At 57.8% G+C, this 15,066-nt stretch carries 2 protein-coding genes; both read right to left on the minus strand.

The window, feature by feature from the left end:
- Positions 1-13 precede the first annotated feature (13 nt).
- On the minus strand, positions 14-13,099 hold the full coding sequence (locus CPter91_RS19045) for a hemagglutinin repeat-containing protein (protein WP_061942915.1): 13,086 nt from the start codon (positions 13,097-13,099) through the stop codon (positions 14-16).
- Between the two features lie 36 nt (positions 13,100-13,135).
- Positions 13,136-14,956, minus strand: a complete 1,821-nt coding sequence (locus tag CPter91_RS19050; RefSeq protein ID WP_082793014.1) for a ShlB/FhaC/HecB family hemolysin secretion/activation protein — start codon at positions 14,954-14,956, stop codon at positions 13,136-13,138.
- Positions 14,957-15,066 lie beyond the last annotated feature (110 nt).

Below are 15,066 nucleotides of genomic sequence, written 5' to 3' on the forward strand. Positions count from 1 at the left end.
AATATTCCTTCACTTAGTGTGTTAAAACGGCTTGACCGGAGAATTTGCTGGCAAATTCCTTCGAGGGAACAAAATACTGTGTTCCCGTTCCTGGATCCCGAACAGCAACTACAGACTGACCTTGGCGAACCGTAACACCATCCACAACAACGAAGTGGCCCTCTCCATTGTCCAACATAACACGTGCAATCGCTGCGTTACCATTCGAAGTGGCAGCGGCCAAATCATCAACGGATGCATTCAGTGTCCATCTAGCAGAACTCAATCCACTAATCTGCAGAGTCTTGGATAGGCCCATTACATCGGTGCCTATGCCAGGAACGAGACCAGCATCTTTTGCAATCTGAGTTACGTTCACCCACTTTCCACTGTCATTCAAGACCATTGCACATGCGGTAGGGCCGCATGCAACATTTCCGATGTCTGAAACATACCTTTGATCGATAACCAATCGACTTCCATTCCGCGCGAAGGAACTTGTTTCCGATCCAAGGCTTCCAGCAGCAGCTGTATCAACGGTATTTGCCGCAACGGCTGTTTCCGCTGCCCCTTTTGTCACACCACCAAAAAGCGTTTCAACACCTCCAAGAATCGCCTTAGCCCCCGAAAAAACTCCTTTAATAGCCAGCCCGGTCGCAGAATCCATTGCTACATACTGCAAAGCATCGTTCAGATTGGCTGCCTGCGCCGCTTCAAACGTCCCTTGCCCTGGGTTAGGTATGGCTTGGACGGTCGGAGAACCAGTCGGATAAGCGATAGTCTGCCCATTTCCCCCAAAAATCACTGTATTACCATTCGCCTGAGCGTAGCTGATCGCGGCACCACACGCAGCTGAAGCCCGATCTGTACAAGCGGCATTTAAACTAGCATCCTGTAATGCAGAAATTTTAACTAGATTGTCCCGCGCAGAACAATCACCAGTCTCCGCGCATTTTTTCTGGGCCGCATCAAACTGCTGCTGCTGCGATAGCCGAATACCGTTGTTCTTTTGGCTCAACCAATTATTGGTCGCCGCATTCTGCGCGATATTACCCCCTACGTCGGCATTCAGTGCCGAACCGCCCGTCGCGCCGGCCACCAGTGCACCAACTGCCGTGGATAAACCAATCACCGTATTGAGCTGATTGGCATCCAATTTCTCAGGGTGGAAAGTTCCGTTGGCATCATACGCGTCTGGATACAACTGACGCGAAATCTCCTGCGCTGCGAGTTCACCTGCGGCGCCCGCACCCGCGCCGGCGGCGGTGTTCGCGCCACTGGCGGCGGCGAGGATTCCACCTAGCACGGCATGGGTAAGAACTTGTAAGGTTTGGTTGTCATGGCCAGGTTGCGCAAAATAATCGCCAATTGCTTGCGCTGCAAACGGCGCGCTGGCATTGGCGGCAATCTGACCAGTACCTTGACCGGCAACAGCGCCGACTAAAATCCCTGTTGCGATTTTTAAATAGCGGTTGTTATCGCCCGTCGCCCCCCAGCTGCTCGCTGTTGCCTGTGCCTGATTGAAAGCCAGTTGGGCATTGTCACGGTTTTGGGTAGCAAGATCTAACGCTTGCTGGGCGTTGTCCTTTTGATCTGGCGAGCTGCCGTTCAAAGCGGCCTGTGCCTGCGCTACGTTTTCATTGGCGCTATCGAGGACTTGCTTTGTTTGACCAGCCCGCTTATTCGCAGCCGCAGCCTGATCGTTGGCGATTTGTGCAGCGGTGGCAGTCACCGTGTTGGCGGCGGCGGCCATGGCCTGTTGATTGTTCATGACGTTTTTCAGGTCAGGCAAAGGTGCAATCGCCCCATTTGCCGTCGCCAGGTCGGTGTGCGCGCCTACAGCGGCAGCGGTCGTGTTCTGACCGCCGATCTTGATGTTGCCATCGGTCAGGGTGCCGTAAGTCGTCGAGGTGGCGCTACCTTTGTCTTGCAACGGAATAACGGGAGTGACGTTCGGATTGCTGGAGCCGGTACTTGTTTGTGTCAGTGGGGCATTGGGATTTTTAGCATTGTCACTTTCATTGCTCATACCGCCCGATATACTCGACGTGTCGGCAGAATAATCCATCTTGTTCGTGATGTTCGCAACGGTGAGGGAATTGGCCGTCAGGTCGGACTTAGCGGCATTAGTACTGGCAATCGCACCACCCTTCAAGGCAATCGTATCTGCAGTCACGTGATAACCGCCATCTCCCGCAAACAAGCCCGATTGCTGATTGACGGCACTGCTGCTGCCGTTGGCGTTCGATTGCGACAGGCTGCCCGATGCTTCCCAGGCCGTGCCGATGGCGACCTGCACTCGCCCGCCGACGCTGCTTTGCTCATTGTGCTGGGTAGCGGTATCTTGAATGGATGTGATCGCCAGTGCACCACCCACATCCGCATTGATCGTATTGGCGTTGACAGTGGCGCCAGCTAACGTGGTATCGCCCTTGGACTTCAAGGTGACGGTATTGCCGCTTAACTGGGTATTGCTGTTCGTCGTAGCGGTATTGTTGTAATTACCATTGCCAACGTTAGCTGTGGCATACACATAGGCACCGGTTTGTGCACCCACCTCATACCCCACACCAACCTCGACGCCAGCACTATGATTGCTGCCGCTGCTGGTGGTAGTACTCTGTCCGGCATCGAGCAGGATATTTCTGGCCGAATCCAGCGTCAATGTTTTACCCGCCGCATCGCCGGCAGCGATATGCGCGCCGGTTGCATGGATATCGCCTTCCGTCGTGGTCAGAGTGACGTTGCCGCCACCTTGAATGTTGCTGCCCTGGGCTTGAGTATAGTTGCTGCGGTCCTGACTATTCGCCGTCGCAAAGCCGACACCAACTTCGGCTTTCAATAATTCGCCACTCCCGCCCTCTTTTAAGGCGGCACTGGCAGCACTGGCAACCTGATACCCGTTCGCCGCCGCTGCCAGTCCCTGCATGGCTTGCAGACGGCCGTCTGATTTCTTCGCATTCTCAAGATTGTTGCCAAGATCGATCAATGGCGACGTGACCCTGGCAAACGCGCCTATTTTCAGGTCTGAGCTGCTCTGGTCGCTGCTGCCTGTATTGGCAGCGGTATTGATGTCAATCGATTTACCGACGATGTTGACATCCTGGGCTGCCAGCACATTACTGGCGGTCTGCGTGTATTTATCTCCAGCGGCAAGATTGACATTGCCTTGCAAACTGCCGACATTGGAAGCGACCTGAGTGATGCTGGTATCGTTGTTTTTGCTCTTGTCTGAACTATATCCAGCAAACCGCTCGGTATCGGAAATGACCACTTTACCGATGGCCTGGCTGCTGCTCTGGTTGGCGTTCGTCAGCGTATTCTGCCCGCTTCGGATGGTGAGGTTTTTGGCGGCGTTGATGCTGACATCGCTGGTGGCCACCAGATTGGTTGCGGTCAAGTTGATGTCGCCGTCTGTCGTCGCCAGCGTCGCCTTGCCGCCTGCCGAGAGCGTAGTACCTGTGACGGTGTCGGTGCTGCCGTTGCCTTTGCCGTTACTGTTAAACACCCCGACCGGCATATTGCCGCGATTATCCGTGCTCCAGCCTTTGGCCGTATTGGTTTGCCCTTGGGACTCGAAGCTATGCGCCACATCCAGGTTGATATTATCTTTGGCGATCAGCGTGGCATCGCCGCCGGAACTCATGCTGGTACCCTGGCTGTTGATGCTGCCGCCGGTAGCCAGCACGGTCAGATTCTTACCCGCGGTGAGCGAGCTGACCTGCGCGGTACTGATTGCATGATCCTGGTTGCCGCTGCTACTGTTGGAGCCGGCTTGCACCACCACTGGCGTGCTCGCTGCCAGCGCTCCGTCGCCAATCGCATCGCCGTACTTGCTGCTCTTGCCCAGAAAACTGGTGCTCGGATTGCCGCTGGCGCTTTGCTGATAGGCGCTCTTGAAGGCAGCGACCGGGTTCAGCGTCAGCCCTACCGACAGGCCGCTGGAGCTTGATTGCTGAGAGCCGTGCTCCACGCTGGTGTTCTGCGCGGCGGAGAGATCCACATTCTTACCGATCAGCGTCAGATTTTGGCCGGCGCTGATGTCCGAGGCCACGACACTCAAGTCCTGCCCCGCCTGAATCCGGGTATTGCCATTGATCGAAGCGATACTCGAGCCCTGCTGAGTGACAGTTTGAACGCTGTCTTGACCGTTTGCGCTGGATTTACCATAGCCGATGCTGGCGACGCCGGCGGAGAACCCCGCCGTGAAACCGGACTTTTTCTGTTCATGGCTGACATCCGTCTGACTGCTGTCTTGCACCGACACGATAGCCACCTTGCCGCCAGTAGCCGTCAACGATACGTCGTTGACACCGATGACATTACTGCCGCGCACCGTCAGGTCATTGGCTGCCGTGATGCTCACCTGATTGCCGGCCACGGTACTGCCCTGCGCCACGTCACCCGTCATGGTGCGCACATCATGACTACTGCTGCTCGACATGAAGCCTTTATGGCTGCTCTTGTCTTCCTGACTGAAATCGTTGTGCAGCATGGCCTCGCCCACGGTCACGTTGCCAGTCGCGCCGAGAATGGCATTGCCCTTGCCGTCGGCGTTGTTGCCTGCGCTGATGGCGCTGGCCGTCACCGTCAGATCTTTCGCCGGCGCGCCTTTAACCAATACCATATTACCGAATCCGTCTTGCTGTGCGCCCGCCAGTACGGTCGCGTTGCCACCAGCCGTCAAAGTGCTGCCCACCGCCGTCTGGTTGTGCTGATCAATGACCTGCGAGCCATCCTTGCTGCTGCCGTCTGTATGGTAACTGCTGCTGTCAGTCGCATTCTGGATCTTGACGTTGCCGCCGGCTGCCACCAGCATGTCTTTGCCAGAGGACAGATTGCTGCCCGTCACGGTCAGATCACTACCGCTCATGACTCCCAGATTACCGCCGGCAGCCACCGTGCTGCCTACCGCATACGTGGATTGCACCTCCGTATACGTGTTGCCTACCGGCGTCACATAATGCGATCCCGTCGACACGGTTTCCACGTTGATCGCATTGCCGGCAGTGAGCATCGCATTGCCGCCGGCGCTAACCTGCGCGCCCTGCAAGGTCAGGTTCTGGCCGGCGGACATCACTAAATTCTGCGTCGCGGTGATCTTGCCGACCGCCCCGACGGCGGTAATGGCTGAGCTGTTGTTGCCGAAATTGGTGATCGCTGTATTGGTCGTCGATTGATCGAGGATGTTGTTACCAGCAAACAAACCGATATTGCCGCCAGAGATCGTGCCGCCGATATTGCTGATGTTGTGGTCCGCCGCCAGCAACAGTTGCTGCGTACCGGAAATGGTTCCCCCGGTATTGGTAATATCCGTGCCGTGGATCGCCACCGAATTACCGGCGATCAATGCTCCGGTCGGCGACAAATCCATGTTCTTGGCTAGATACACCTGCGGCACCAGTACGGTCTGGTGACTGCCGTCAGGCAAAGTCACGGTTTGACTCACCAACCAGACGATATCGGTAGTCAGCGCCGCCATCTGCGCATTCGACAGCGCCATGCCGGGTACTATATTGAATTGCTTGGCATACTGCGCGCCGTTGGTCATCAGCGATTTATATTCGTCTTCCGCGCTGGCATAACCATGCAAATAGCGCATGCCGGTCAGATTCGTGACCTGGTCCGTGACCAGCTTCTCTTCATAGAAGCCATCGCCCAAACGCTTTTGCGTCGCCGCCGGATTGACTCCCAGCAGGTTCAGCATGTAGTCGCTGGAAATGAAGTTACCGTACTGCGTAAAGCGCGGATCGGTCTGGATCAGATAGGGCTGGTTCGCCTTCGGCTCGATCTGGTACAGGCCATTGGCAGGCAATACCGTGTTCACCGCACCGGCGCGGGCGCCGTCAACAACACGCGCGGCGCCTGGCGTCGTTGTACCCGTGGTGTTCGTTGCCGCCGGCAAGGCGCCCGTGGAACCTGCCACAAGCTGGTTACCGGAACCGCCTACGGCCGACAAGCCCCCCGTGGATGCGCCTGGAACGCCTGTATTGCCGCTGCCACCTACCGCTGCCGCACCGCCGACACCGCTCTGGTTCCCGCTTGGCACGCCACTGATGGTGTTATCCGTGGCCAATGCCAATGGCGCGATACCATCCCCCAGGCCGAGCGACGCAGCACTCTGGCCTACTGGCCGGGTCGAAGCTCCAACACTGGTATTGCTGATCTGGCCGCCCGTAATCGAGACTGCCTGATTGCTGGTGATAGTACCGCCCACGACGCCAATATTCTGCGTAATTGGCGTATTGCTCCAGGACGTCCATTGCACCGGTGTCGAACCGGCCATATTGGCGCTGCCAAATCCGCTCTGATTATCGGAGGTATAGGTGCGCGTCAATTGGGTGGCGGTATTGAGGATCTTGGTATTGTTGCTGCCATCTGCTGAAGCCACACCGTCAATCGTCAAATTGCCACCGGCGGCAATTTGCCCGTTGTTGTTATTCAACTGCGTACCGATGGCCATATGCATGTCGCCGCCAGAGGTGAGCTTGGCTGGCGCACCGGATGTCGACAATAACTGCGTTTCTGTTACGACTTGATGCGCGGTACGTTGTACTTCTACCGGATAGCCACCAGGATTATCGGCCTGCGTCCGCATCGTATCGCCGCCAATCACGCCGTTAGGGTCGGTATATCCCTTATAGGTCTGCAAACGTATGCAATTCGTAGTGCATCCACCATACTGGTTCGAGTAGGTGATCGAACTGACCGTATTCAAGATCACATTGTTGCTGAATTGCGACCACGCGTCCCCGTTTGCGATCTGATCCGGATTGGTCTGATTGTTTGCCACAGCCGTCACATATAAGGTCTGAGTTCCTGCAGTTGGCGTCACCCGTGACTGGCCACCATACTTGATCTGTCCACCGCCGTTAGGCAGCGGATAGGTCAAATCGCTTTGCAGGTATTCAAAGGCCGAGTCATTAGCGCTCAGTTTGACCACCACCTTATAGATCAGGAAACCGTCAGGGGTGACCATCGGCGTGCTGGAGATGACTTGGGAAGGATCGACGTAATAGGCATCCCGAATCCGGGTATTCGCATTACGTAATGGATCACCGCCACCAAACGATGGCGAGGGGCGCAGCGATGACCACCAGGACGGCGTGGTCATCGTGGTCGTCGTATCCGAGGTCGTGACCGTATTGGTCTGCACATTCTGCCGCACGTTGTTGATCTGATTGGCGGCCACATTCAGGACGCCATCAGCTTCAATCGTGGACGACAGATTATTGATCGTGCCAGTCTGGTTGAACAGGTAGCCGTTGGCGTCCTTGGCCCCATTAGCCGCCATGTTCAGGTCGCCCAGACTATAGAGCGTCGCGCCATTCTGATTATTGATCGTGCCGGTCACCCACAGATTGACCTGGTTGACGCCGGCGATGATGGCCGCAGCGCCATCATTGGTGAGCGTCGCTGCGTTGACGGTGACGCTGTTACCGATCACGGTGCCTGTATTACCCAGCAGATTGCTGGTCGTATTAACGCTGTTGCCTTCGATGCGTCCGGCATTGAGGATTTCGCCGGTGCCGATATTGACGGTAGTGACGCCTGTAGCGAGGTTGCCCGGATTGCCGGAAGCGATGTCGGCGCCTGCTACGTTGAACAGATTCGCCGCATTGAGCGTGAGATTGCCTGCCGCCGCCAGCGTGCCGGTATTGACCAGGGAGCCGGTCGTCGACAAGGTCAGGTTGCGGTTGGCGGTGATCTGGTTGCCGGCATCATAGGTATAGTTGCCCTGCAGGCTGACATTGCCGTCGCGGCCAGCGACGATCTTGCCGTCTCCAACCAAGGCATTCGCGCTCAGGGTCAGATCGACATCGCTGCCCACCGAGCCATTGGTGTTCGTCAAAGTACCCGTGGTGATCGCAACCCCGCCGCCGCTGCCGGCGGGATTGGCAATGCTGCCGCTGGTGTTGTCGATGCTGGCCGTGGTCAAGGCCACGCTGCCGCCGCTGATGCCGCCGCCTACGTTGATCAGCGTTGCGCCCGGCTGATTCATCGTCAGTGCACCGGTAGCGAGCAACTGGCCCGCCGTGTTGTCGACGCTGGTTGACGTATTCAGATTTAATGCGCCACCGGCGACGATATGACCGCCCTGTACGTTGGACAGCACCGGGGTAGCGATCGTGACATCGCCGGCGCCGCCGATCAGGCCGGAACCGGTGACGGCGGACGGATCGGCGTTGGTGATGCTGGTTGTAGCGGCGACCGTCGTCAGGCCGGTGCCGACGTTGATGATCTTGCCGTTCGTGTTGTCGAGCGTGCCGCCGGACACCTGCAATTGACTGCCGCTGCCCAGAGATTCGATCTTGCCGCCGACGTTGCTCAGCGCACCCTGGGCAGTGGCGGACACATTGCCCATCCCCTCCATTGCACCATTCAGATTATCGAGCGCGCTAGCCGACGAGACCGTCAGATTTCCAAGTGCACCAATGGCGCCGGCGACATTGCTGATGCTGCCAGCCGCAGCCGTGACACCGCCCTTACCGCTGATGCTCCCGGCGTCGTTGTCAAGCGCCTGCGCCACATTCACCGCAATCGCGCCAGTCCCCAGATTCTGGATTTTACCGACAGCGTTATTGATCGATTGCGCGTTGACAGTTGCCCCGGCCGTCGCCCCTTCGATCGTGCCGCCCTGATTATTGACCTGCCCGGCGGTCGCATTCACGACCACAGCGGCGCCGCCGATATAGCCACCCAAACTGTTGTCGAGTGCGGCGGCACTGGTGACCGATTCATTACCAACGGCGGTCAGCTTGCCGCCTTCATTCACGATGGAACTGGCCTTAATGGTCCCGGTACCGTTGGTTCCCAGCACGCCGCCGTTATTCGACAACGCCCCCGTTTGGACGGTCAGCGCACCCGTCCCCATATGGGCGACAGAACCGCCATCGTTTTTCAAGGTGGCTGGCGCCAGCGTCAGATTCCGAGCCAACACCCCGATCATGCCGTTGCTATTGTCTAGCAGTTGCGACACATTGATCGTGGCCGTGCCATTGGCGTTGTTCTGGATGATTTGGCCGGCAGCATTTTTAAGGGTGCCGGCTTCCAGGTCAATGGTGCCAGCGCCAAGCACACCGCCGCTGTTATCGAGCGTCGTTGCCGTGACGGTCGCACTGCTCGGGGTCGTCGTCGATCCGGCCTGGATCTTCCCGCCACTATTGCTGAGTTGTGAGCCGGCATTGATTGTCAAGGCAGCGTTCGATGCCAAGGTGCCGCTATTGTTGTTCAGCGAAGTCGCCGCCAGATTCAGCGTCTGCTGCGCGGTGATCGAACCGCTATTGGTCGTTGCCCCAGCCACGATGTTCGCAGCGCCGTTGGTAACCACCGATCCCTGTTGATTCGATAACGTCCCTGTGCTGATGTTCAGAGTACCGGCAGCGGCTTGGGAGATGATGCCGTTGTCGTTGCTCAGCGCGCCGGAAGTAAGCGTCAGGTCATTGGCGTTACTCTGTATCTTGCCTTGCGCGTTGTTCAACAGCCCTGTGGCCTGCAAGGTCATCGCCGCGGCGCCGGTCTGCGAAATCAAGCCGGCCTGGTTGACGATGTCGTGCGCGTGCAGGGTGACCTGATTAGCCGCAATCGTGCCCGCGTTGTCAGTCAGCGTCGTCCCGGCGGTACCGGTGAGTACTCCGCCGGCAGCCAGGGTCCCGGAAGAATTGTCCAGCGCCTGCGCGGCAGCGACCGTCAGATTTTGCGCGGCCGAGATGGTGCTGCTGTTGGTCAGCGATCCCGCCGACACGGCAACATTGCCGTTACCCCCGATGATGCCGGCAGCGGCATTGGTGAGCTGGCCGCTGGTCGTGACCGTCAACCCGTCGGTATCCAGAGACTTGATCGCTCCTGCGGTATTGTCGATGCTGCCCGCCGTCAAAGCGAGCGCCCCACCGGACAACAATGTTCCCTGGTCATTCGACACGGCGCCCGAGGCATTGATGGTTTCCGTACCGGCTGCCGTGATCTGCCCTGCCTGGTTGTTCAGGCTGGCCGCTGTCATGGCGACCTGGCCGTTGCTGGCAATGACCCCTTGTGCGTTCGTGACGGCCCCGCTGCGTATCGTGGCAGTTCCTGAGCCTGCATGCGTGATCTTGCCCGACGTATTGTTCAGACTGCCGGAATTGATCGTCAGATTCTGCGCATTGGTGCTCAACGCACCGTGCGTATTGTCGATGGCGCCAGTCGCGGCAATCGTCATTGCCGCGGTACCGCTTTGTGAAATGGTCCCGGATTGATTGACAATGTCGTGAGCACCAAGATTGACCTGTGCGCCCGAAATGGTGCCCGCGTTGTTGGTCAGCGTCGCACCGGCTGAGCTGCTGACAGCGCCGCTGGCGGCCAAGGTGCCGGACGAATTGTCCAGCGCCTGCGCGGCGCTGATGGAGAGATTTTGTGCGGCAGTGATGGCGCTGCTGTTGACGATAGCTCCTGCCGATACAGCAACGTTGCCATTACCACCGATGACGCCGGCTGCCGCATTGATAAGCTGGCCGCTGGCTGTCAGCGTCAGACCATCGGCATTCAGCGATTTGACGCTGCCACCCGTATTATCAATATTCGCACCGGTCAATGTCAGCGCAGCGCTGGATTGCAGCGTTCCCTGGCTGTTCGATACATCGCCGGCGACATTGACCTTCTCGCTGCCCTGCGCCGTGATCCGGCCACCCTGATTATTCAGGCTGGCAGCGGAAACGGCGACTTGTCCGTTGCTGGCAATGACGCCTTGCGCATTGCTCATAGCACCTGTCTGGATCGTGGCGACACCCGATCCGGCATGACTGATTTGACCGCTGGCATTGTTCAGGCTGCCGGCGTCAACCGTCAGATTCTGCGCATTGGTGGTCAAGGCGCCGTGCGTGTTATCGATCACGCCGGCGGCAGAGATTGTCATGGCTGCAGCGCCGCTTTGCGAGATCACGCCGGACTGATTGAGAATATCGTGCGCGCCAAGATTGACCTGTGCCCCCGAAATGGTTCCTGCATTATTGGTCAGCGTTGTGCCGGCCGTGCTGTTGACAGCGCCGCTGGCGGCCAGGGTGCCCGATGCATTGTTCAGCGCCTGCGCGGCGGTAACCGACAGATTTTGCGCGGCGGTGATGCTGCTGCTGTTGACGATAGCTCCTGCCGACACAGCGACGTTGCCATTGCCGCCGACGACACCGGCTGCGGCATTGATGAGCTGACCGCTCGCTGTCAGCGTCAGACCATCGCCGTTCAGGGATTTAACGTTGCCCGAGGTATTGTCAATATTCGCGCCAGCCAGAGAGAGCGCGCCGCCGGATTGCAGTGTTCCCTGGCTGTTCGAGACATCGCCGGCAACATGGAGATTCTCACTGCCGAGTGTTGTCACCCGGCCGCCCTGGTTATTCAAACTGGCGGCCGTGAGATTGACTTGTCCGTTACTGGCAATTGTTCCGTGCGCATTCGTCAGCGCACCGCTCTGTATCGTGGCGGTGCCTGATCCCGCATGATTAATCTGGCCGCCGCTATTGTCCAGACTGCCGGAGGCGATGCTCAGGCTCTGCCCATTGGTCGTGATCGACCCTGCATTGTTGCTCAATACCCCTGTGGTCGTGATGCTGGTCGCGCCGGTCCCGGATTGCGTTATCGCACCGCCAGCGTTCGAGACGCTGCCGGAATTAACCGTCAGCTGCGACACATTGATATTGCCCTGATCATTGATCAAAGCGCCGGTATCATTCATCGTGCCACTGCCAGCAGCCTGCAGCGTGCCGCCCGTCAGATCGATGTTGCCTGCACGGGCAGCTAAACCAATATTGCCGCCGGCGCTGGTTTGTCCATGCGCCAGACTGATGCCGCTACCTGCATTGACGCCGATGTTGGTGGTCGCCGTGTTCTGGCCGGTAGCGCTGATCGCGCCGGCAGCAATCAGAGTCAGGCTTCCCGGTTGCGTGGCGTGGCTATTCGCATCGATACCTGCACCCAGCACACCGGTCGAATTGATCGCCCCGGAGAACAGCAATAAATCGCTTTGCGCGGCGATGGTGCCGCTATTCGCGATCTGTCCCGCACTATAGAGCTGCGTGCCTTGCAGGCTGTAGAGCGTACCGGAATTGGTGATGCCATCGTTACCGGCAATCCGCACCGAGCCCGTCGCGGTGGTGCGTCCTGCCAGGGTGATCTGTCCCTGGCTGTCGATGTTGAGGTCGCCGGCCTGGCTGGCGACATTCCCCAGCGCCATGACCCCAACACCATTTTCCGTACCAACCAGCTTGATCTTGTTGGCATACATCCCGCCCAGCAAGGCAACGTCTATCCCCACTGTAGGCTTGTTACCGTCACCGGCAATGACCTGCACACCCAAATCGGCATAGTTGACCTGGTTAGCACCCGTGATCACATTGAGCTGATTAGCCCATAACTGGCCATTCACGGCAACACTGCGGGAAATCAGATCCATCTGATCCAGATTATTGCCATTGAGGCCGTTTGCGCCAATCTGAATATCGCCACCCGTCACTCTGAAGCCGCTCAGGCTGCCGTCGCCATTCAGGACGGGCGTACCGGTCGTCAGAACAGCGCGTGAGGTATTGATGAAGCCGCCGCCATTGACGCTCACCCCATTCGGATTAGCAATAATCACTTCCGCACGCTGCCCTGCAACCTCGACATAGCCGTTAAGCTGCGAGCGGCCCGTACCCGTCACTTCGTTCAAGATGATCCGGGCGCTGTTACCTGGGGTCAGATTGGCATTCCCGGGAACCCAGCCTGCCTGCTGCGTCTGTACGCTGGTCGGCGCGTTGTTCAAGATTGCGCCTCCGGCGCCCACGGAGAATTGGTTGTATTGATTGTGGCTCAGTCCGGAACTATTCGGCGCCACGATATTCACCAGCGGTATACCCGTGGCTGTCGTCGACACCGTAGGCCGGCGATTGCCAGCATTCGGATCGGCCACGATCTGCGCCTGTACGAATGTGACGCCGCCGAAGAGCGCAGCTATCGCCACACCCAGATGCACCAGGCGCATCAGCGGCGTACCGCTCGCACTGGATGCACTGCCTGACGCCGTTCCCTTACCCTGGCTGGCGACGTTCTCTGCTACCGCCATCAACATGCCACGGTTCTTATTGAAAATAACGCGGAAATTTTTCTTGTTCATGTTCGTAATCCGATGCAGGTAGGGACAGCTCAGGTATTAGTATTGATAGGTCAGATTGAAGCCGACAGCGGGCGTCGCGGTATTGAAGCCTTGCGGCTTGTACAGCGCCCAGCTGGAAAACACGTCGTAGGTCAGGCCGAACATGCCGCCGCGCAAACCGACCGTGGCGCCGGCCAGCTTATTGCCGAGCAGGCCAGGATTACCGGCTCTATCGGCGGCTTCTGGCCAGCCGCGCACGTTGGGGCCGTAGACCTGTCCATAGTCCAAGCCGAGATAGCCAACTTGCCCGCTGTTGGCGATAGGGAGATCAAGTTCATTGCGCAGATAGAAACCGCGTTCAGCGGCCAAAGTCAGCTCGCCATCAAAACCCCGCACTGTGTATCTGCCGCCGATACTGAACTGATCCATTGCATACAGCGCCGAGCGCGTAGCCTGGCCGCGGAACGTGGCAACATAAGTCAAGGGTTGACTAGCAATCTTGAATGGCACGCTCAAGGTCGCGTCTATCGTCTGCAACGTGTAATGCAGATTGTTGGTGCTCGGGTCCTGTTGTCCCGTGGTGTCTCTGGAATAGGTCTGACCGTTGAGCCAGTTGACGCCCCATTTATTGGCAAGCGTCAGATCGAGTTGGGCCGCGCCGAAGTAATGCGTATGCACCCAAGCCAGTTCGGCAAAGGTGGTATCGCGCTCTTGCAGAGCGATCTCGGTGCCTTCGATATAGGAATGGCTCCAGCGCTTGCCGACCCTGAATTGCCAGCTGTTCTTTTGGGACTGATCGCGCTGGAATAATTGGGAAATCTTCAGTTCCGCATTACGTGACTTGCCGCTGGAAACAAAATCCTGATTCGCGCCGGCCACTACCTGATGGTAGTCATAGGAACTCGCCGATACCGCGAAATTCCAGTAGCCAAAGGGAATCGCATAATAGACATTGTCGCCATTGGTGCCGAGCTGACCTGCCTTGCGCTGCGCGTCGGTATTGATGCCGATATTGAACAAATCGTTCAAACCGAGGGGACTGTCGACCGCCAGGTTGAGGCCTGCTTGCAATTTCCCTGTGCCTTTAGCGCCGCTATCGTCAAAGGTGCCGGTGAGCTTCCAGATCTTACTGCGCTTGACCTCAATCACCACGTCGCTCTCGCCTGGCGCATCGCCAGGGACGATTTGCATGTCCACTTCCTGACTGGGAACGCGCTTCATTTGCTCCAGGCCCTGCTCCAGATCGCGCAGATTAAGCAGTTGCCCGGGGCCGGTGGGAAACGCGGTTTTCCAGGTTCCGTAAAGACTCGGATCCGTAAATCGAATTTCGCGGATGACGCCGGGAACCAGCATCAGTTTTAAAACACCGCTGGCCAGATCCTGTTCGGGAATTCCGAGGCGCGTTGTGGTGTAGCCCTTGCTTAAAATGAGATCTGTCAGGCGTTTGACGATCAGGTCTAACCCGATCTTGCCGACGCAAGCGCCTTCATACTGGCGCAGGTAATTGACGGCAAAGCGGAAGGGGTCGTGCTGCAGATCGCTGGCGCCTGCCGCGCGGATAGCGGGCGATAACTGCGCCGGGACTTCCAGGGAAAAATGCTGAATCGGAAAGCAGGGAGACTCCGTCGGCAAGGCCAGCGTATCGGCAGCTTGCGCCGGCACGCTGCTTTGCAGGTCCACATTCGGCGCTTGCAACTGGCGCTGGCGCTCCTGTGCTTCGGCCTGGCTGCGGCGCCGCAGTTCTTCGCTGTCCGTGGTTTGCACTGTTTGAGCATGCGCCGCAGCCATGCCACCGGCCAGCAGAACTGCCAGCCCAATACCCTTGCTAAAACCTGACAGACACCACTCCCCCTTGCCAGGCAAGACACTTTTCCCCATTTTCAATGCCTTCTTTATACTTATATTAGAAGCAAGATTGTAGTGAGGAACTAGTTGCCGATTGTTTCAGAATTGTAACAAACTGTCTAATCTTGCAAAGATTGACAGTT

Origin of the sequence: Collimonas pratensis (assembly GCF_001584185.1) — a bacterium.
GTDB lineage: Bacteria > Pseudomonadota > Gammaproteobacteria > Burkholderiales > Burkholderiaceae_D > Collimonas > Collimonas pratensis.

Bases quoted from the DNA above. Each gene is read 5' to 3' on its own strand.
- CPter91_RS19050 (WP_082793014.1), bottom strand. From the start codon at position 14,956: ATGGGGAAAAGTGTCTTGCCTGGCAAGGGGGAGTGGTGTCTGTCAGGT.
- CPter91_RS19045 (WP_061942915.1), bottom strand. From the start codon at position 13,099: ATGAACAAGAAAAATTTCCGCGTTATTTTCAATAAGAACCGTGGCATG.